Consider the following 19,222-nt stretch of genomic DNA (forward strand, 5'->3'; position numbering starts at 1 on the left):
AGAGGGCGGCGGCGCCGCCCCCCGCCAGGATCACTCGCCGATGGCGCCGGAGATCCAGGCCTTCAGCGCCCCCTTGGGCAGGGCGCCGACCTTCGTCTCGATCGGCTTGCCGTCCTTGAACAGGATCAGCGTGGGGATGCCGCGCACCGCGTATTCGTTCGGCGTCATCGGGTTGTCGTCCACGTTCACCTTCGCCACCGTCAGCTTGCCGGCGTATTCGCTGGCGATCTCGTCGAGGATCGGAGCGACCATGCGGCAGGGGCCGCACCATTCGGCCCAGAAATCCACGAGCACCGGGCCGGGGGCTTCCAGCACGTCCTGGCGGAAGGTGTCGTCGGACACGGATTTGGTCAGCTCACCCATCGGGGGGGGTCTCCATTACGCGGGCGGGGGCGGAAGGCCCCCGCGGTTGCATCAGACATCGGGCGGCGGCGCGCACGGGTCAAGCATGGGGGGCGGCGGCCTCGCCCGCCCCGGCGGGGCGGCGCCCGAAGAGGGTCGCCTTGATCCGCTCGCGCAGGGTCTGGAACACCACGTAGAGCATCGGGATCATGAAGACGCCGAGGGTCGCGGCCGCGATCATGCCCCAGAAGACCGGCGTGCCGACGGCGCGGCGGCTGATCTCGGAGGCGCCTTCGGCGACCACCAGCGGGAGCAGCCCGAGGATGAAGGCGAAGGAGGTCATCATCACCGCGCGGAAACGCAGCCTGGCGCCCAGCGCCGCGGCCTCCCGGATGGACTTGCCGTGGCGCTCGCGCTGTTCCTTGGCGAATTCGATGATCAGGATGCCGTTCTTCGCCGCGAGCGCGATCAGCACCACGATGCCGACCTGGGCGTAGAGGTCGAGCGCCAGCCCCGCCGGCCCGATCGAGACCATCGCCCCCAGCACGCCGACCGTGACGGAGAGCAGCACCGGCACCGGGATGGTCCAGGATTCGTAGAGGCCGACGAGGAACAGGAAGGCGAAGAGCACGGCCAGCGCGAGGATGGTGCCGGTCTGCCCTGCCGCCGCCTTCTCCTGGAAGGCGGTGCCGGTCCATTCGAAGGCGTAGCCGGCCGGCAGCGTGGCGTTGGCGACGCGCTCCATCGCCGCCAGCGCATCGCCCGAGGAGCGGCCCGGCGCGGGCTCGCCGTTGATCGTCAGGCTGCGGACATTGTTGTAGCGGATGATGGATTGCGGGCCGAACTCGATGCGCGCCTCGGCCAGCGCGCGCAGCGGCACCATCTCCCCGTCGCGGTTGCGCACATGCACGCGGTAGATGTCGGGGATGCCGGCGCGGTCGCCCTGCTCGGCCTGCAGGCTGACCTTCCAGGTGCGACCGAACAGGTTGAAGTCGTTGACATAGGCGCCGCCCATGGCGGCCGAGAGCGCCTGGAAGATGTCGTTCAGCGAGACGCCGAGCACCTGCGCCCGGTCGCGGTCGATCTCGAGGAAGACCGAGGGCGTGTTCGCCGCGAAGGTCGAGAAGACGCGCGTCAGCGCCGGGTCCTGGTTGGCCGCGAGCACGAGGGCGCGCATCACCGCCGCCATTTCCGGGATCGGCCGGCCCTCGAGGTTCTGCAGCTGGAACTCGAAGCCTCCGGCGGTGCCGAGGCCCGCGATCGGCGGCAGGTTGAAGGGGATGACGCGGGCCGGCACGTCGTTGGTGCGGGCGATGGTCTGCGCGATCAGCGCATTGACGCCGAGTTCGGGCGTGGTGCGCTCGGCGAAGGGCTTCAGCGTCGCGATGATGATGGCGGCGTTGGACTGCGCGAGGCCGCCGAGCAGCGAATAGCCGCTGATCACCATCACGTCCTGGACGCCGGGGATGCCGCGGATGGTGGCACCCACCTGCTCGGCGATCTCGCGCGTGCGGTTGAGCGAGGCGCCGTCGGGCAGCGCCACCTCCCCGAAGAAGGCGCCCTGGTCCTCCTGCGGCAGGAAGCCGGTGGGCGTGCGGGAGCCGACGCCGACGATGCCGGCCATGAACACGGCAAGCAGCAGGATCGAGACGAAGGCCTTGCGCACCAGCCGCGCGACCACCGCCGCGTAGCCGTCCCGCACCCGGTCTATGCCGCGCGAGATGCGGCCCATGATGCCCCTGCGCGGCCCGTGATGGGCCGAGAGCAGCACGGCGCAGAGCGCGGGCGAGAGCGTCAGCGCATTGACCGCGGAGAAGAACATCCCCACCGAGACGACGACGGCGAACTGGCGGAACAGCTCGCCCGAGATGCCGGGGATGAAGGCGAGCGGCACGAAGACCGAGAGCAGCACGAGCGTGATGGCGATGATCGGCGCCGTGATGCCCTCCATCGCCGCCTTGGTGGCCTCGGCGACCGAGAGCGAATGGTCCTCCTCCATCTTCGCCTCGACCGCCTCGACCACAACGATGGCGTCGTCCACAACGATGCCGATGGCGAGCACCATGGCCAGCAGCGAGACGGTGTTGGCCGAATAGCCCATCGCGTTCATCACCACGAAGGTCGCGATCAGGCTGACCGGCACGGCGATGAGCGGGATCAGCGTGGCGCGGACCGAGCCGAGGAACAGGAAGACCACCAGCACGACGAGGACGAAGGCCTCGATCAGCGTGTGGATCACCACCTCGATCGTCAGCTTGACGAAGGTGGTGGTGTCGTAGGTGACGCCGTATTCCATCCCCGGCGGGAAGCGGGAGGCGAGGTCGCGCATGGTGCGCGCCACCGCATCCGCCGTGCCGACCGCATTGGCGCCGGGCGCGAGGTAGATCTGGATGCCCACCGCCGGCTGGCCGTTCAACGTCATCGCCTGGTCCTGGTTCCAGGCGCCGAGCTCGATCCGCGCGACGTCGCGCACGCGCAGCACCGACCCGTCGGCATTGGCGCGCACCAGGATCGCGCCGAACTCCTCCACGCTCTGGAGCCGGCCGGTGGTGCGGATGTTGAGCTGGTAGGAGGTGTCGTCGCTCGCCGGCTGCGCGCCGATGCGCCCCAATGGCGCGACCTGGTTCTGCGCGCGGATCGCGCCCACGATGTCCGCCGGCGTGAGGCCCAGCGCGGTGAGGCGGTCCGTCTCGAACCAGATGCGCATGGCGTAGTCGCGCGTGCCGAACATCGCCACATCGCCAACGCCCGGCACGCGCTTGAGCACGTCGAGGATGTTGATCGTCGCGTAGTTCGACAGGAACAGCGTGTCCAGCGCTCCGGCCGGCGAGCGCAGCGTGATCACCTGCAGCATGGCCGAGGAGCGCTTGCGCACCGTCAGGCCCTGGCGCTGCACCTCCTCGGGCAGTTGCGCCAGCGCCAGCTGCACGCGGTTGTTCACGTTGGTGGTGTTCTGGTCCGGGTCCGTGCCCACGCGGAAGGAGACGGTGAGGTTGTAGGACCCGTCATTGCCCGAGGTGGACCGCATGTAGATCATGTTGTCCACGCCGTTGACCTGGCTCTCGATCGGCTGGGCGATGGTCGCTTCCACCACCTCGGCCGAGGCGCCGGGGAAATAGGCCGTGACCGAGACCTGCGGCGGCACGATGTCGGGGAACTGCGCCACCGGGATCTGCCGCAGGGAGACCAGCCCCGCGATGGTCATGACGATGGCGATGACGACCGCAAGGCGCGGCCGGTCCACGAAGACCTTGCTGATCATGGGCTCAGCCGCCGCGCGCGGGGTTCGCCGGCGCGGCGCCGGGCGGCGGCGCCTCGCGCGGGCGCGGTGTCACGGGCTGGCCGGGGCGGGCGCGCTGGGATCCCTCGACGATGATCAGCTGCCCGGGTTCGAGCCCCTCGCTCACCACATTCTGCCCCGCCGGCCCCTGGGCGAGCCGCACGCGCCTGATCTCGACGCGGTTCCCCTCCCCCACCACCAGGACGAAGGGTCCCTGCTGGTCGATCTGCACCGCCGCCTGCGGGATGACGATGGCCTGCTGCGGCCGGGCCTCGCGCAGCACCACCGTGACCGCCTGGCCGTCGGTCAGCAGCCGCTGCGGGTTCGGCACCGAGGCGACGACGGTGACCGAATCGGTCGAGCGGTTCGCCGCCACGTCCACGAATTCGAGCCGCCCGGCGGTCTCCAGCAGCGAGCCGTCCGGCAGGCGCACCAGCACTTCGGTGGTGGCGGCCGCGGATGGTCCGCCCTCGGCCGCGGCGCGGCGCACGCGCAGCAGCTCGCGCTGCGTGACCGGGAAGCTGACGCGGATCGGGTCGTCGCGCACCACGGTCACGAGCACGCCGGAATCCGGCCCCACCACATTGCCCGGGCTGAGCGGCGAGCGCCCGGCGCGGCCGTCGAAGACCGCCCGGATCTCGGTGTAGCCGTACTGGATGCGCGCCTGCTCGAGCTGCGCGCGGGCGGCGGCGAGCGCGCCCTGCGCCTCGCCCTCGGCGGCGATGCGCGCGTCGAGTTCGGCCTGCGGGATGTTGTTTGTGCGCACCAGCTCCCGCCCGCGCTCGACCTGCAGGGAGGCGTTGCGCAGCTCGGCCTCGGCGCGCTGGACATTGGCCTGCCGCAGCGCGACCTCGGCGGCGAAGGGGGGCTGCTCGATGGTGAAGAGCAGATCCCCGGCCTTCACCCGGTCGCCCTCGTTGAAATGGCGGGCGTAGAGGAAGCCGGTGACGCGGGCGCGGACCTCGAGCTTGTCGATCGCCTCGGCCCGGCCGATGAACTCGGCGGTGGGCGCGATGGGCTGGCGCTCGACGCGGGCGACGATGACCGCGGGCGGCGCCCCGGCCGGCTGCTGCGCCGGCGCCTGGTCCTTGCAGGAGGCCAGCACGCCGAGCGCCGCCGCCAGCACCAGCGGCGCCCCGCGCCGCCTCCTCACGCCGCGCATCATGCGATCACCACCCCCACAAGGCGGGGAAGGGTTGCATGGCGGCAGGGGGCGCCACAATGCCCGAGCGGGGCGGCGGGTTTGGGCGCCGCGCGGGCCCGTGCTAGGGCGCGGGCCGTGACACTCCGCCGCCGCATGCGCCCATGGCGAAGCGCCTGATCCGCCACCCCGTCGTGCAGGGCGCGCTGGCGCGCCTGATCGCGCTCTATCTCAGCCTGGTCTGGGCCACGACGCGCTGGACCCTGGTGGGGGAGGAGCATGCGCGCGCCCATGCCGACCGGCCGATGATCCTCGCCTTCTGGCACGAGCGGCTGCCGCTCGCGGCGCTGGGCTGGCGGCTGCTGGCGCGGCGGGTGCCGCAGCGGGCGGGGCGGCGGGCGCAGGTGCTGATATCGCGCCACCGCGACGGGCGGCTGATCGCAACCGCCGTCCGGCCCTTCGGGATCGAGGTGGTCCATGCCTCTACATCGAAGGGCGGTGCCGCGGGGTTGCGGGGGCTCCTGCGGATCCTGGCCGGCGGCGGGGTCGCGGTGATCACGCCGGACGGGCCGCGCGGGCCGGCGCGCGTCGCCGCGCCGGGTGTCGCGCAGCTCGCCGCCCTGTCCGGGGTGCCGGTGCTGCCCTGCGGCATTGCCTCGTCGCGGATGCGGCTGGCCGGCTCGTGGGACCGGATGCGCTTCCCGCTGCCCTTCGCGCGAGGCGTGGCGGTGATGGGCGCGCCCGTGCCGGTGCCGCGGGACGGGGCCGAGGCGGCGCTGCCGGCCATCGCCGCCGCGCTGACCGAGGCCTGCGAGCGCGCCGACGCGCTGGTTCGCGCATGAGCCTGCTCGCCGCCGTCTGGCGCCTCGCGGCATCGGCCGCCGCGCCGGCCCTGCCGGCCTATCTCCGCCGCCGCGCCCGGCGCGGCAAGGAGGTGCCGGGGCGCATCGCCGAACGCTTCGGGGAGGGCGCGGCGCGGCCCGGCGGCACGCTGCTCTGGCTGCATGCGGCGAGCGTGGGGGAGATGCTCTCCCTCCTGCCGCTGCTCGAGGCGCTGGGCCGCGCCGCGCCGGGGCTGCACTTCCTGATGACGACCGGCACGCGGACCTCGGCCGAGCTGCTGGAGCGCCGGCTGCCGGAGGCGCTGGCGCCGCGCGTGGCGCATCGCTTCGTGCCGCTCGACGTGCCGGCCTGGGTGGCGCGCTTCCTCGATGGCTGGCGGCCCGATGCGGCGGTCTTCGCGGAATCGGAGCTGTGGCCCAACCTGATCGCCGCGACGGCGGCGCGCGGCGTGCCGCTGGCGCTGGTGAATGCGCGCATGTCCGACCGCTCCCTGCGCTGGTGGCGCCGCGCGCCCGGCCTTGCGCGGGAGGTGCTCGCGCCCTTCGCGCTGGTGCTGGCGCAGACCGAGGCCGACGCGGCGCGCTTCCGCGCCCTCGGCGCCCCGGCGCGGTGCCTCGGCAACCTGAAATACGCCGCGCCGCCGCTGCCGGCCGATGCGGCGGAAATGGAGCGGCTGCGGGGCGTGTTCGGCGGCCGGCCGGCCTGGGTCGCGGCGAGCACGCATCCGGGCGAGGAGGCGGTCGTGCTCGCGGCGCATCGCCGCCTTGCCGCCGCCCATCCCGGGCTGCTGAGCGTGATCGTGCCCCGCCACCCCGAGCGCGGGCCGGAGGTCGCCGCGCTGGCGCAGGGCCTCGGCGTGGCGCGGCGCGCGGCGGGCGAGGATCCGGGGCCGGACACGGCGGTCCTGGTGGCCGACACGCTGGGGGAGCTCGGGCTGTTCTATCGCCTGGCGGCCTGCGCCTTCGTCGGCGGGTCGCTCGTCGCGCATGGCGGCCAGAATCCGCTGGAGCCCGCGCGGCTGCGCTGCCCGGTGCTGCTCGGCCCGCATGTGTGGAACTTCGCCGAGATCGTGGAGCGCATGGCGGCGGCGGGCGGGCTCACCCGGATCGTGCCCGGAACGGACCCGGCCGCCGCGCTGGCCGAGGCGGTTTCGGCCATGCTATCGACTCCCGAGCGGGGGCGGGCTCAGGCCGAGGCCGCCTTCGCGGTGGCGGCCGAGGAGGCCGGCCTGCCGGAGCGGATCGCCGCGGCGCTGCTGCCGCTGCTTCCGCCGACCGATGCGACGGCCCTGCCGGAGGGCCGGAACCTGGCGGGGCCGGCGCTGGCCGGCCCGCCGGCAACGAGGATTGTTGACGAAGGGAATTGATGCGCGCTCCCGAGTTCTGGAGCGGCGGCAGCGGGGGCATCGCGCCCATCCTGCTCTCGCCCGTCTCCGCCATCTACGCGGCCGCGACGGCGCGGCGCATGGCGCGCCCGGGCTGGCAGGCGCCCGTCCCGGTCATCTGCTGCGGCAATGCGACCGCGGGCGGGGCGGGCAAGACGACGGTCGCGCTCGATATCGGCCGGCGGCTCGGCAACCGGGGCATCGGGGCGCATTTCCTGCTGCGCGGCTATGGCGGGAAACTCAAGGGCCCGGTGCGGGTGGACACCGCGAGGCACGACAGCACCGCGGTCGGCGACGAGGCGCTGCTGCTCGCCGCAGAGCGGCCGACCTGGGTCGCCGCGGACCGCGCCGCCGGCGCGCGGGAGGCGATCGCCGCCGGGGCCCAGGCCATCGTCATGGATGACGGGCTGCAGAACCCGACCCTGGCGAAGGACCTCTCGCTGCTGGTGATCGACGGGTCCTACGGCTTCGGCAACGGGCGCATCATCCCGGCGGGCCCGCTGCGCGAGCCGGTCGCCAACGCCGCCGCGCGTTGCCGCGCCGCCGTGCTGATCGGCGAGGACGAGACCGGCGCGCTCGCGCAACTGCCGCCGGAGCTGCCGGTGCTGCGGGCGAGCCTCAAGCCGGGGCCCGAGGCGGAGCTGCTGGCCGGCCAGCCGGTCTTCGCCTTCTGCGGCATCGCCAATCCGCGCAAGTTCTTCACCACGCTGCAGGAAGCGGGCGCCTTCCTCGCCGGGCGGCAGGCCTATGCCGACCACTACCCCTATGACGAGGGCGACCTGCGCGACCTGCTGGCCGAGGCCGAGAGCCTGCGCGCCACGCCGGTGACCACGCGCAAGGATTTCGTCCGCATCCCCCCCGCCTTCCGCAACCGCGTGACGGTGGTGACCATCCGCCTCGAATGGGAGGAGCCGGTGGCGATCGAGACGCTGCTCGAGCCGCTGGCCCTGCGGGTGCCCGTCCCCGCGTGACCGATCCGGAGCTGCGCGCCGCCATCGCGGCCTTTCCCTGGTTCCACACGATCGAGCTGCGCCCGGGCATCGCCACGCCGGGGGCGAAATCGGCGGCGGTGATCGCGGCCGAGGCCGAGGCGCTGCTGGGCCCGCTCGACCTTTCCGGGCGCAGTGTGCTCGACATCGGGGCGTGGAACGGCGCCTTCTCCTTCGAGGCGAAGCGCCGCGGCGCGGCGCGCGTGGTGGCGAGCGATTCCTACACCTGGCGGCATCCCGACTACCGCGGGCGGGAGACGATCGAGCTGGCGCGGCGCGAACTGGGCCTTGCGATCGAGCTGCTGGACGAGGACGTGATGCGCCTGAACCGCAAGGAGCACGGCGCCCATGACGTGATCCTGCTGCTCGGCGTCTTCTACCACCTGATCAACCCGATCGCGCCGCTGATGCGCATCCGCGCCATGGCGAGCGAGGTGCTGGTGATCGAGACGCATCTCGATGCGGCCGAGCTCGACCGCCCGGCGATGATCTTCTACCCCGGCGCGACGCTCGCCAACGACCCGACCAACTGGTGGGGGCCGAACCCTCTCCTGCTGCACGAGCTGCTGCGCGAGATCGGCTTCGCGCGGGTGCTCTACCGCGACCATCCGCTCTATGGCCGCAGGCGCGGGATGGTGCATGCGTTCAGGACGGAGGCGCCGGCCATCGCGCGCCCCGGCGGGCACCAGGGGTGGTACGACCTCGCGCGGCCGGAGGAGCGGGCGCGTCTCGCCGCGGCGGCGAAGGGGACGTAACCTCGCGCGCGGAACAGAGGACGGGGGGAGCGTGGATGCTGCCGCTTGAAGGGGTGCGCGTGATCGAGGTCGGCCAGGCGCTGGCCGGGCCGCTCGCGGGCGCGATCATGGCCGACATGGGTGCCGATGTGATCAAGGTCGAGAAGCCCGATGGCGGCGACGACGCGCGCGGCTGGGGGCCGCCCTTCGGCCCCGACGGCGTGACCTCGCTCTATTTCCATGGGCAGAACCGCAACAAGCGCAGCGTGACGCTCGACCTCAAGGATGCGCGCGACATCGAGGCGCTGCACCGGCTCTGCGAGAGCGCCGACATCCTGATCCAGAACCTCCGCCCCGGCGTGGTGGAGGAGATCGGCATCGGGCCCGCGGCGATGACGGCGCGGCATCCGCGCCTCGTCTATTGTTCGATCTGGGCCTTCGGCGACCGCGGCCCGATGAGGATGAAGCCCGGCTTCGACCCGCTGCTGCAGGCCTTTGGCGGCATGATGAGCGTGACGGGCCGGCCGGAGGATCCGCCGACCTTCTGCGGCGCCTCCATCAACGACAAGGCGACGGGGATGTTCACCGTGATCGGGGCGCTGGGCCTGCTGCGGCGGCGCGAGATCACGGGCCGCGGCGGGGTGGTGGACACGTCCCTGTTCGAGACCGCGGTGCACTGGGTCGAAGGCCAGGTGAACAACCATGTCGCGACCGGCGAGGTGCCGAAGCGGCACGGCACGGGCGGGGCTGTGATCGTGCCCTACCAGGTGTTCGAGACGGCCGACCGTCCGCTCTGCCTCGCCGCCGGCAACGATCGGCTCTGGGCGCGCTGCGCGCAGGTGCTGGGGCATCCGGAATGGGCCTCCGACGAGCGCTTCGCGAAGGGGGCGCAGCGCGTGCGCAACAAGGCGGTGCTGCTGCCGCTGATCGCCGCGGTGCTGCGGACGCGGCCGCGCGATGCCTGGATCGCGGCGCTGGAGGAGGCGGGCGTGCCCTGCGCGCCGGTGAACGACATCGGCGAGGTGGTGGCGAGCGAGCAGTTCGCCGCCGTCGGCATCCTGCAGCAACTGCCGGGCGGACCGAAGGTGGTGGGGCTGCCGATCAGCTTCGACGGGGTGCGGCCGCGCTCCGCCCGCGGGGCGCCGCGACTGGGCGAACACAACAAGGAGGTGCTGGGCCGATGACCGACCTGAAATACTGCCGCGTCGAGGACGAGGGCCGGCTGCGCATCGTCACGCTGAACCGGCCGGAGGTGATGAACGCCCTGCACAGCGAGGCGCATTTCGAGCTCGAGAAGGTGTGGGACGATTTCGCGGCGAATCCCGAGCTGTGGGTGGCGATCGTCACCGGGGCGGGGGACCGCGCCTTCTCGGCGGGCAACGACCTCAAGGTGCAGGCCGCGGGCAAGCGGGGGCCGACGCCGCCCTCGGGCTTCGCGGGGCTGACTTCGCGCTTCGACCTCGACAAGCCGCTGATCGCGGCGGTCAACGGCGTCGCGATGGGCGGCGGCTTCGAGATCGCGCTCGCCTGCGACCTGATCATCGCGGCGGAGAACGCCGTCTTCGCGCTGCCCGAGCCTCGCGTCGGCCTCGTCGCGGGGGCGGGCGGGGTGCACCGGCTGCCGCGCATGATCGGGCAGAAGCAGGCGCTTGGCATGATCCTGACCGGCCGGCGCGTGAGCGCGGCGGAGGGCAAGGCGCTCGGCTTCGTCAACGAGGTGGTGCCGGAAGGGCAGGCGCTGGAGGGGGCGAAGCGCTGGGCGGCGATGATCCTGGAATGCTCGCCGCTCGCGGTGCGGGCGTCGAAGCAATGCGTCTATGCCGGGCTCGACGAGCCGACGCTGCAGAAGGCGATCGGCACCATGTATCCGGCGCAGCAGCGCAACCGCGACAGCCAGGATTTCATCGAAGGCCCCAGGGCCTTCGCGGAGAAGCGCAAGCCGAACTGGCAGAATCGCTAGGGATGCGGTAGCAGCATCGGATGTCAGGGCGGTCCGCGGACCCCCTGCACCATCCGGCGGCGGAAGCGGCCGGTCCAGGCGGTCGGGCGCAGCATCGCTGCGCCGCCGCAGCGCACCGAGGTTCGATGTCCGAGATCGACCGTGTCTTCGCCAGGCTTGGCGCGAAGAAGCCCACACCCGAGGAACGGCGCGAGACGGTGAACGTGCCGCGCCGCGGCACGGCTGGCAGCCGCGTTGTCGAGGTGGTGCATGTCCGCTCGGGCGCCGAGCGCGCCGATGCGGGGCGGTCCGGCGGCCGAGTGCGCGCCGCGACCTGGTCCGAAGGTTTCCCCGCCCGCGCGGCGGCCGCGCCCCCGGAGCCGCCCGCGCCGCCCGCCGCGCCCGCGCCGACGGCGCATGTCATGCCGGGATGGCAGCCCGCCCCTGCCAAGGCCGTGCACCCGGCGACGAAGACACGGCCGCGCGGCAACGGCCCGCGCCAGGCGCGCGACGCGGCGCGCCGCGTCGCCGACCCCTTCGACACCGCCGATGACGGCGCGAACTGCCTGCGCTGCGGCTATGCCGTCGAGCCGGAGCGCGAGGCGCGCGGCCTTCTCACCTGCGCCGCCTGCGAAGCGCGCGGCGGCAAGGGCTGAGCGGCGACGCGCCTCATGCCAGCGTGGGACAGGTACGGCGTTTCGCCCGCCGGTATGGCGCGCGGGGCTGCTGGGGCGGCCGCGCGCGGAACCAGGCCCTGACGTCCTGCGGACGAAGGATCAACCTCTGCCGCAGGACATCAGATCCCCGCCGGCGCGCGGATCGGCGAGCCGTCGTGGAAGCGCGAGAGGCGGAAGGGTTCGGGGTCCACGATCGGCGGGCTGCCGGTGGCGAGATCCGCCGCGAGCCGCCCCGCCGCCGGCCCGATGCCGAAGCCGTGCCCGCTGAAGCCCGCCGCGACCACGAGGCCCGGCAGCGCATCGAGCCGCGCGATCACCGGCACCGCGTCCGGCGTCGAGTCGATCCAGCCCGCCCAGATCCGCGCCGCCGTGATGCCCGCGAGTTCGGGATAGGCGGCGACGATCTCGCGCAGCGCGGGCTCGACGATGCTGGTCTTGGGTTTGGGGTCGAGCACGCGCATCCGTTCGAAGACGGTCGGGCGGTCGAAGGACCAGCGGCCGTGCCACGCATCGGGCCCTTCGAAGAAGGAGCGGCCGAGGCGGAGTTCGACGATGTTCCAGTTCTTCCTCAGGCTCGGCAGGAACTGGCGGGCGTAGCGGATGCCCGCCGGCGTGAGTTCGAGGCGGCCGCGGGCGCGCGCGGCGACGAGGTATCCGCCGTCGAGCAGCGGCGTGAGGATGAAGTCCGGCGTGCGCAGCGGCCCCGGTGAGACCTGCTTCGCGGGCGTGGTCGCGAAGACCGTCGAGTGCACCGAGGATTGCGGCATGTCGATGCCGTGGCGGCGCAGGAACATCGAGGCCCAGGCCCCGGCGGCGAGGATCACCGCCTGGGTGCGGATGCGCCCCTTCTCGGTGATGACGCCGCTCACGCGCCCGCCCGTGGTGTCGAGGCCGCGCACAGCGCAGCCCTGGTGCAGCGTCGCGCCGTGCGCGCGCGCCGCCTTCGCCAGCGCGGGCGCGGCCATGGCGGGCTCGGCGCGGCCGTCGCGCGGGGAGTGGATGCCGCCGATCCAGTCCTGCTCGTTGCCCGGGGTGCGGCGCTTCGCCTCCGCCGCGTCGATCACGCGCATCGGCACCTGGTAGGGCGCCGCCATGTCGAGCCAGGCCTGCCAGGAAGCGAGTTCCTTCGCGTCCTTGGTGACATAGGTCAGGCCGCTGCGGCGGAAGCCCATGTCGGCGCCGATCTCCTCCGGCAGCCGCCCCCAGAGTTCGAGGCTTGCCTGCATCAGCGGGATCTCGCGCTCGTCGCGGTTGAACAGGCGGCACCAGCCCCAGTTGCGACTCGACTGCTCGCCGGCGACGACGCCCTTCTCGAGCAGCGCGACGGAATGCCCGGCCTTCGCCAGATGATAGGCGGCGGAGACGCCGATGATGCCCGCGCCGACCACCACGACATCGGCGGAATCGGGCAGGCCGGGGTCGCTCTCGACGGGGTCGAGCAGGCGCGTGCCCGCCATCACCGGCCCCGGAACACCGGCTTGCGCTTCTCGGCGAAGGCGCGCCAGGCCTCCTGCGTGTCCTCGGTGCGGGAAAGGGCGGCGGTCTGGCCCTGCTCGAAGACATAGCCCTCGTGCAGCGGCAAGTATTCCGTCACCTGGAAGCTGCGCTTGGCGGCCTGCACCGCGAGCGGCACCTTGCCCGCGATCTCGCGGCCGATGCGCTGCGCCTCGGCCAGCAGGGCGTCGCGCGGCAGGCACAGGGAGGCGACGTTCATGCGCAGCAGCTCCGGCCCCGGGATGCGGCGCGCGGTGTAGATCATCAGCCGCGCGTCGGATTCGCCGAAATGGCGCCGCACATGGCGCACGCCGCCGGCGAGGCCGACATCCACCTCGGTCATGGAGAGGAACGCGTCCTCGGCCACCAGGATGATGTCGGCCGAGAGGGCGAGCACGGCGCCCGCGCCGATCGCCGCGCCGTTCACCGCCGCGATCACCGGCTTGCCGCAGTCCATGATCGCCTCGAACACCGCGCGGGTGAGGCGGTTGTGCCGCGGATAGGCGCCCGGCTCGCCCGCGATGCCGGGGCGTTCCTTGAGGTCGGCCCCGGCGCTGAAGGCGCGGCCCGCGCCGGTCAGGACGATCGCGCGGACATCCTCGCGGTCGTGCAGCGCGTCGAAGGCGGCGATGACCTCCTCCTTCATCGCGCGGTCGATGGCGTTGACCGGCGGGCGGTCGAGGGTGAGTGTCGCGACCATCTCCGCCACCTCGAGGCGGAGCGTTGCGGGCGGCGGGCTCATCGCGGCAGGCGGCTACTTCACGGCCGAGAAGGCGGTGGGCTGCAGGATCATGTTGGCGACCTGCGCGACGATGGGCCCGTCCTTCTCGGTCTCGGCGCGGGCGGCGATCCATTCGGGGTCGGCCAGGAAGGCGGCCCATTTCCTCTCGCGCTCGGCGAGCGATTCCCAGGCGAGCAGGTAGTGCAGGTCCTGGTTGTTCTCGCCGATCACGGTGGTCCAGAAGCCGGCCTGGCGGATGCCGTGCCTCTCCCAGATCCGCAGCGTCGTCGTCTCGAACCGCCGCAGCAGCGCGGGCAGCCTGCCGGGCACGCAGCGGTAGTGGCGCAGTTCGTGGATCATGGGCGAATCCCCCTGGTTCTCGCTTCGGGTGCGTCGGCGGCCAGCATGGCGCGCGGTCATCCCGCGCGCCAGGGGGCGGCGGTCAGAGCGAGAGGCCGCGCGCCTGCAGCGCCTTGAGGAAGTTCGGCTCCGGATTGGGCAGCGGCGGCAGATCCCACGACCCGGTGCCGATCGGGCGGATGTCCCGGTCCACCGGCACTTCCACGAGGTAGGGGCGGTTCGCCCTGATCGCCGTCTGGATGGCGTCCTCGACCTCGCCGGGATGCGTCACGCGGTGGGACGGCACGCCATAGGACTTCGCCATCATCGCGAAATCGGGGCTGTAGAGTTCGCCGCTGCGCTGGATCTCGAAGGCGGTGGCGAGTTCCCGCCCGCCGAACATGCCGTGCTGGATGTCGCGGATCGAGCAGAAGCCGTTGTTGTTCCACACCACCCAGACCACGGGGATGTCGTATTCCACCGCGGTGGCGAGCGCATGCGGCGTCATCAGGAAGGAGCCGTCGCCCACCACCGCGACGCAGGGGCGATCGGGTGCGGCGAGTTTCGCGCCGAGGATGCCCGAGGTCGCGAAGCCCATCGCCGCGAATCCCCAGGAATGGATGAGCTGGCGCGGGCGCATCACGTCCATGAGCTGGATGATCCAGTTGTGGTGCACGCCGACATCGGAGGCGACCACCGCATCCTCCGGTATGGCGCGCGAGAGGGCGCGCATCAGCCGCTCGGGGCGCAGCGGCATCTGGTCGGACTCCGCGAGGCCGGCCTGGTATTCGCGCCAGACCTGCCGGCCCTTCTCGAGCCGCGCGAGCCAGGGCGCGATGCTGCGCGCAGGCGAGAGCCGCGGGCGCGCGGCCTCGGCCAGGAAGCGCAGGCTCGCCCCCGCATCGCCGAGGATGCCGAACTCGGCCGGGTAGTTGCGGCCGATCTCGGCGGGGTCGAGGTCGATCTGGATCAGCCGCGTGGGCGGGATGGAGAGCGTGTAGCCGTCGAGCCAGGCGGAGGTCGCGCGGTCGTCGAAGGAGAAGCCGATGGCGAGGATGACATCGGCGTTGCGCGTCGCGTCGTTCGCCGCATAGGCGCCGTTGCGGCCGATGGCGCCGAAGGCGAGGGGATGGCGGTCGGGGATGGCCCCCTTGCCGTTGGGGCTGGTGACCACGGGAATGCCGGTCAGTTCCGCGAAGGCGACGAGCGCCTCCGAGGCCTGGCCGAGCAGCACGCCCTGCCCCGCGATGATCACGGGCTGCCGCGCGGCGAGCAGCACCTCGAGCGCGGCCGAGAGCATGGCGGGATCGCCCGGCGTGGCATTGGCGATGCGGCTTTCCGCGCCGCCATGGGCGCGCACCGCCGTCTCCTCGACGAAGACGTTGAGCGGCACGTCGAGATTGACCGGGCCGGGCCTGCCCGCGGTCAGCATGTCCCAGGCCTGCGTGACGGCGAGCGGCACCATCTCCGCGCGCGTCGGCTGGAAGGAACGCTTCACATAGGGCCGCACCACGGAGGGGAAGTCGCCCTGGAAGTGCCGCCCCGTCTCCTGGAACGGCCCGCGGTTGAACTGGCTTGTCGGGACATTGCCGGTGATGGCCAGGAAGGCCGAGGAATCCATCATCGCCGCGGCCAGCGCGACGACGAGGTTGGCCGAGCCCGGCCCGCAGGAGGTGAAGGTCGCCACCGGCTCCCCGCGCACCTTGAAATAGGCGTCGGCCATGTGGCCGGCGGTCTGCTCGTGATGCGTGGAGACGGTGCGGATGCGGTTCTGCGCCTTGAAGGCCGCATCCATGAAGCCCGTGATCCCGTGGCCGCACAGGCCGAAGAGGTAGGGCACCTTCTTCTTCACGAGATGCTCGACGATGATGTCCGCGCCGTTCATCAGCGCGGCCTTGGCGGTGCCGTCCATGGCCGTTTCCCCGTTCGTGTCGTGCGTCAGGCGGCGGCCGCGGACGGGCTGCCGATCATGCGGGAGATGCGTGCCGCGGCGGATTTCACGCGCGGCAGGAGTGCCTCGGCATGCGCGGCGTCGAGTCGCGCGGCGGGCGCGGAGATGGCCAGCGCCGCCGTCGGGCGGCCGGTGCTGTCGGTGATCGGCGCGGCGAGGCAGCGCAGGCCGATCTCGATCTCCTCCTCGTCACGCGCGAAGCCGTCCAGGCGGACGCGGTGCAGCGCCTCCCGCAGGGCGCGCGCATCGGTGATGGTGTTGGCGGTGTAGCGGGCGAGGCCTCGCTCGCGCACGATGGCGTCCACCTCCGCATCCGGGAGGTAGGCGAGCAGCACCTTGCCGAGCGCGCTGGCATGGGCCGGGCTGCGCTTGCCCACCGCCGAATGCATCCGCACGGCGTGCGTGCCCTCGACGATCTGCACGGTGACGACCACGCCGTCGTGCAGGATGCCGACATGCACCGTCTCCCCGGTGCTGTGCGCGAGATCCTGCAGCGGCGGCAGCGCCTGCCAGCGGAGCTGCTCGTGGCGCATGGCCGAGGAGCCGAGCGCGTGCAGCCGCAGCCCGAGCGCGTAGCGCCCCGTCGCCGGATCCTTCGCGAGGTAGCCGAACTGCTCGAGCGTGTGCAGCACGCGGAACACGGTCGCCTTGCTCTGGCCGAGATGCGCGGCGAGGTCCGACAGCGACCACGCCTCGCGCTCGGCGAAGCAGTCCAGGACCTCGAGGCCGCGATGCAGGGAGGCGAGCAGATAGGGGTCCCTGCCCCCGCGCGGCGCCGAATCCTCCTCCATGCCCTTCCCTTCCTTCGCCCCGGCGATCCGTCATGCGAAACTTGGTGCCTCATCTATACGCTTGACGTCGCCATGCGAAAAGGGTTTCGCTGCACGCAACGCAGAAGGGCCACGAGGCCCGATCCTGGGAGGAAGCGAAGGTGAAACGGATTCTCGCCGCCGCGGCGGCGTTGCTGCTGGCCTGCGGCCTGCCCGCCCGCGCGCAGGACTTCCCCAGCCGCAGCGTCACCATGATCGTGGTCTTCGCGCCGGGCGGCGCGACCGACGTGCTCGCGCGCATCGTCGCCGAGCACATGACGCGCACCCTCGGGCGCTCGGTGCTGGTCGAGAACGTCTCCGGCGCGGGCGGAACCATCGGCGGGGCGCGCGGCGCGCAGGCCGCGCCGGACGGCCACACGCTGACCGTCGGCAGCCTCGGCAGCCATTCCGCCGCGCCCTCGATCTACCGCAACATCGCCTACGACCCGCGCGAACTGCAGCCGATCGGGCTGATCGCCGGCACGCCGCTCTTCTTCGTGGTGCGGCGCGACCATCCGGCGCAGACCATGCAGGAATTCCTCGCCATGGCGCGCGCCAATCCGGGGCGGATCACCAACGGCCATGCCGGCATCGGCTCGACCAACCACCTCGCCTGCGCGCTGTTCCAGCACCTGACGGGCGTGCAGTTCAACAACATCCCCTATCGCGGCGAGGGGCCGGCGGTGAACGACGTGGTGGCGCAGCAGGTGGACAGCGCCTGCGTGCTCGCGCCCGCCGCCGTGCCGCAGGTCACCGCGGGCACCATGCGCGGGCTGCTGACCGCCGCTGCGGCCCGCAACCCGAATGCGCCCGGCGTGCCTTCGGCCGTCGAGGCCGGGGTGCCCGACTACATCTTCCAGGGCTGGAACGCGGTCTTCGCGCCGCGCGGGACGCCGGCGCCGGTGGTCGCGCGGCTCGACCAGGCGCTGCGCGCCGCGATCAACGACCCCGCCATCCGCCAGCGCATCGAGGGTCTCGGCTCCATCCCCGCCGCGCCCGAGGCGCAGGGGCCCGAGGCGCTGGCCCGCCTCGTGCGCAGCGAGGTGGACCGCTGGGCGACCGTCATCCGCGCCGCGGGCATCGAGCCGCAGTAGCGCGCCGCCTTGCCGCCCCCGGCGCGCGCCGGCATCCTCGCCGGCCATCGCACGGGGGCGGGCCTTCCATGACCAGCGACATCATCGCCGAGATCGCGCCGCACGGCGTGCTGCGCGCCGGCATCAACCTGTCGAACTTCCTGCTCGTCACCGGGCGCGACGAGCATGGCAGCCCCGTGGGCGTGGCGCCCGACATGGCGCGTGCGGTGGCCGAAAGGCTCGGCGTGCCGCTGCGCCTCGTGCCCTATGCGCGGCCGGGCATCCTGGCCGATGCCTGCGGCACGGATGCCTGGGACATCGGGCTGATCGGCGCCGAGCCGCAGCGAGCCGAGACCATCGCCTTCACCGCCGCCTATGCGGAGATCGAGGCCACCTTCCTGGTGCCCGCGGGCTCGCCCATCACCGCGCTCGATCAGGTGGACCGGCCGGGCGTGCGGATCGCGAGCACCGCGCGCGCGGCCTATGACCTTTGGCTCGAACGCAACATCCGCCACGCGGCGCTGGTGCACGCGCAAAGCATAGACGGCGCCTTCGCGCTGTTCCGCGAGCAGGGGCTCGAGGCGCTGGCGGGGCTGCGGCCGCGGCTGATCGCCGACCACGCGGCGCTGCCGGGCTCGCGCATCCTGGAGGGGTCCTTCATGACCGTGCAGCAGGCGATCGGGACGGCGAAGCGCAACACCCGCGCGGCGGCCTTCCTGCGCGACTTCGTGGAGGAGGCCAAGCGCACGGGGCTCGTCGCGCGGCTGATCGGGAAGCACGGCGTGAAGGGGCTTTCGGTCGCGCCGGCGGCATGAGGCCGGCGCGGCCGCGCCCGCCGGCTCAGGGGCCGGGCGGGACGGTGCGCGACATGGGCGGCAGTTGCGCGACGCGCGCGTACCACGCCTCGAGCTTCGGATGGCCGGGGCGCCAGGGCTCGTGCGGATAGCGGAAGTCGAGATAGCCGAGCGCGCAGGCAATCGCGATCTCGCCGATCGTGCCGAGATCCCCGAGGCTGTCGGCATCGGCCTCCAGCGCGTCGAGCGCGCGCGCCACCTTGCCCTGCTGGAGCTTGATGTAGGTGATGCGCCCCTCGTCCTGCGGCAGCGCGACCTCGCGCCGCCGCGGCTGGGTGGCGTCGAGGATGCCGTCGGCCAGCGCGGCCTGGGTCAGCGCCTTCCAGCGCGCCGGGCCGCTCTCGGGGAACAGGCGCGGGCCGGAGCCGATGCTGTCGAGGTATTCGCAGATCACCGGGCTGTCGTAGATGGCCTGGCCCTCGTCGGTGATCAGCGTCGGCACCTTGGAAAGCGGGTTCACCGCGGCGAGCGCCGGGTCCGTCGTCGGCACCGTCCACAGCTCGATGCGGTCCTCGATGCCGCGCTGGATGGCGAGCGCCCAGCACTTCCGCACATACGGGCTGTTGGGCGAATAGGCGAGCTTCATGCCGCGTTCCCTCCGGGTCTGCTGCGCGCAGTCTCCACCGCCCATCGTCATCCGTCCATCCGGCGT

Annotated in this window: 18 protein-coding genes; 9 read left to right on the top strand and 9 right to left on the bottom strand. The window is 72.7% G+C overall.

All coding sequences use genetic code 11. The annotated features are described in order from the left end of the window. Positions 1-30: 30 nt before the first annotated feature. The 3 genes from trxA to FHS88_RS03140 all read right to left on the bottom strand — a co-directional run bounded on the left by trxA (position 31) and on the right by FHS88_RS03140 (position 4,775). Entirely contained in the window at positions 31-363 is a 333-nt protein-coding gene (trxA, locus tag FHS88_RS03130; RefSeq protein WP_184481168.1) for a thioredoxin TrxA, read from the bottom strand. 79 nt (positions 364-442) lie between these two features. Then, positions 443-3,604, bottom strand: a complete 3,162-nt coding sequence (locus FHS88_RS03135; protein ID WP_184481170.1) for an efflux RND transporter permease subunit — start codon at positions 3,602-3,604, stop codon at positions 443-445. A gap of 4 nt (positions 3,605-3,608) precedes the next feature. Then, positions 3,609-4,775, bottom strand: a complete 1,167-nt coding sequence (locus FHS88_RS03140; RefSeq protein ID WP_184481172.1) for an efflux RND transporter periplasmic adaptor subunit — start codon at positions 4,773-4,775, stop codon at positions 3,609-3,611. Between the two features lie 152 nt (positions 4,776-4,927). Between FHS88_RS03140 and FHS88_RS03145 the strand changes: the two genes are divergently transcribed. The 7 genes from FHS88_RS03145 to FHS88_RS03175 all read left to right on the top strand — a co-directional run bounded on the left by FHS88_RS03145 (position 4,928) and on the right by FHS88_RS03175 (position 11,308). Continuing rightward, positions 4,928-5,605 carry a lysophospholipid acyltransferase family protein gene (locus FHS88_RS03145; RefSeq protein ID WP_184481174.1) on the top strand — a complete coding sequence of 226 codons (678 nt, stop codon included), beginning with the start codon at positions 4,928-4,930 and terminating at the stop codon, positions 5,603-5,605. After that, on the top strand, positions 5,602-6,972 hold the full coding sequence (locus FHS88_RS03150) for a 3-deoxy-D-manno-octulosonic acid transferase (RefSeq protein ID WP_184481176.1): 1,371 nt from the start codon (positions 5,602-5,604) through the stop codon (positions 6,970-6,972). Before FHS88_RS03145 ends, FHS88_RS03150 begins: the two co-directional genes overlap by 4 nt. Next, the gene (gene lpxK, locus FHS88_RS03155; RefSeq protein ID WP_184481178.1) at positions 6,972-7,961 is read left to right on the top strand and encodes a tetraacyldisaccharide 4'-kinase; all 990 of its coding nucleotides are present in this window, start codon (positions 6,972-6,974) and stop codon (positions 7,959-7,961) included. The genes FHS88_RS03150 and lpxK overlap by 1 nt, the downstream gene beginning before the upstream one ends. Then, the gene (locus FHS88_RS03160) at positions 7,958-8,734 is read left to right on the top strand and encodes a DUF1698 domain-containing protein (RefSeq protein ID WP_184481180.1); all 777 of its coding nucleotides are present in this window, start codon (positions 7,958-7,960) and stop codon (positions 8,732-8,734) included. Before lpxK ends, FHS88_RS03160 begins: the two co-directional genes overlap by 4 nt. A gap of 35 nt (positions 8,735-8,769) precedes the next feature. Then, positions 8,770-9,897: a CaiB/BaiF CoA transferase family protein gene (locus FHS88_RS03165; RefSeq protein WP_184481182.1), complete on the top strand. Its 1,128-nt coding sequence runs from the start codon at positions 8,770-8,772 to the stop codon at positions 9,895-9,897. Then, positions 9,894-10,673: an enoyl-CoA hydratase-related protein gene (locus FHS88_RS03170; RefSeq protein ID WP_184481184.1), complete on the top strand. Its 780-nt coding sequence runs from the start codon at positions 9,894-9,896 to the stop codon at positions 10,671-10,673. The genes FHS88_RS03165 and FHS88_RS03170 overlap by 4 nt, the downstream gene beginning before the upstream one ends. Before the next feature lie 125 nt (positions 10,674-10,798). Further along, positions 10,799-11,308: a hypothetical protein gene (locus FHS88_RS03175; RefSeq protein WP_184481185.1), complete on the top strand. Its 510-nt coding sequence runs from the start codon at positions 10,799-10,801 to the stop codon at positions 11,306-11,308. Positions 11,309-11,448: 140 nt separating this feature from the next. Here the strand turns inward: FHS88_RS03175 and FHS88_RS03180 are convergent, their stop codons facing one another. The 5 genes from FHS88_RS03180 to FHS88_RS03200 form a co-directional block, all read right to left on the bottom strand. After that, positions 11,449-12,786, bottom strand: coding sequence for an NAD(P)/FAD-dependent oxidoreductase (locus FHS88_RS03180; RefSeq protein WP_184481187.1), 1,338 nt, complete (start codon positions 12,784-12,786; stop codon positions 11,449-11,451). Beyond that, positions 12,786-13,565, bottom strand: a complete 780-nt coding sequence (locus FHS88_RS03185; protein ID WP_184481188.1) for an enoyl-CoA hydratase/isomerase family protein — start codon at positions 13,563-13,565, stop codon at positions 12,786-12,788. The genes FHS88_RS03180 and FHS88_RS03185 overlap by 1 nt, the downstream gene beginning before the upstream one ends. A 12-nt stretch (positions 13,566-13,577) precedes the next feature. Continuing rightward, on the bottom strand, positions 13,578-13,904 hold the full coding sequence (locus FHS88_RS03190; protein ID WP_184481190.1) for an NIPSNAP family protein: 327 nt from the start codon (positions 13,902-13,904) through the stop codon (positions 13,578-13,580). An 82-nt stretch (positions 13,905-13,986) separates the two neighbouring features. Further along, the gene (locus tag FHS88_RS03195) at positions 13,987-15,795 is read right to left on the bottom strand and encodes a thiamine pyrophosphate-binding protein (protein WP_184481192.1); all 1,809 of its coding nucleotides are present in this window, start codon (positions 15,793-15,795) and stop codon (positions 13,987-13,989) included. 26 nt (positions 15,796-15,821) lie between these two features. Next, positions 15,822-16,625 (bottom strand): IclR family transcriptional regulator, encoded by an 804-nt coding sequence (locus FHS88_RS03200; protein ID WP_184481194.1) that lies wholly within the window; start codon positions 16,623-16,625, stop codon positions 15,822-15,824. A gap of 140 nt (positions 16,626-16,765) precedes the next feature. Here FHS88_RS03200 and FHS88_RS03205 point away from each other — a divergent pair, with 140 nt between their 5' ends. Then, the gene (locus FHS88_RS03205) at positions 16,766-17,737 is read left to right on the top strand and encodes a tripartite tricarboxylate transporter substrate-binding protein (protein WP_211842420.1); all 972 of its coding nucleotides are present in this window, start codon (positions 16,766-16,768) and stop codon (positions 17,735-17,737) included. A gap of 68 nt (positions 17,738-17,805) precedes the next feature. Then, positions 17,806-18,531, top strand: a complete 726-nt coding sequence (locus tag FHS88_RS03210) for a transporter substrate-binding domain-containing protein (RefSeq protein ID WP_184481196.1) — start codon at positions 17,806-17,808, stop codon at positions 18,529-18,531. Positions 18,532-18,556: 25 nt separating this feature from the next. Here FHS88_RS03210 and FHS88_RS03215 read toward each other — a convergent pair whose 3' ends face one another. Beyond that, positions 18,557-19,156, bottom strand: a complete 600-nt coding sequence (locus FHS88_RS03215; RefSeq protein ID WP_184481198.1) for a glutathione S-transferase N-terminal domain-containing protein — start codon at positions 19,154-19,156, stop codon at positions 18,557-18,559. Positions 19,157-19,222: the final 66 nt, after the last annotated feature.

Origin of the sequence: Neoroseomonas alkaliterrae (assembly GCF_014199195.1) — a bacterium.
Lineage (GTDB): Bacteria > Pseudomonadota > Alphaproteobacteria > Acetobacterales > Acetobacteraceae > Neoroseomonas > Neoroseomonas alkaliterrae.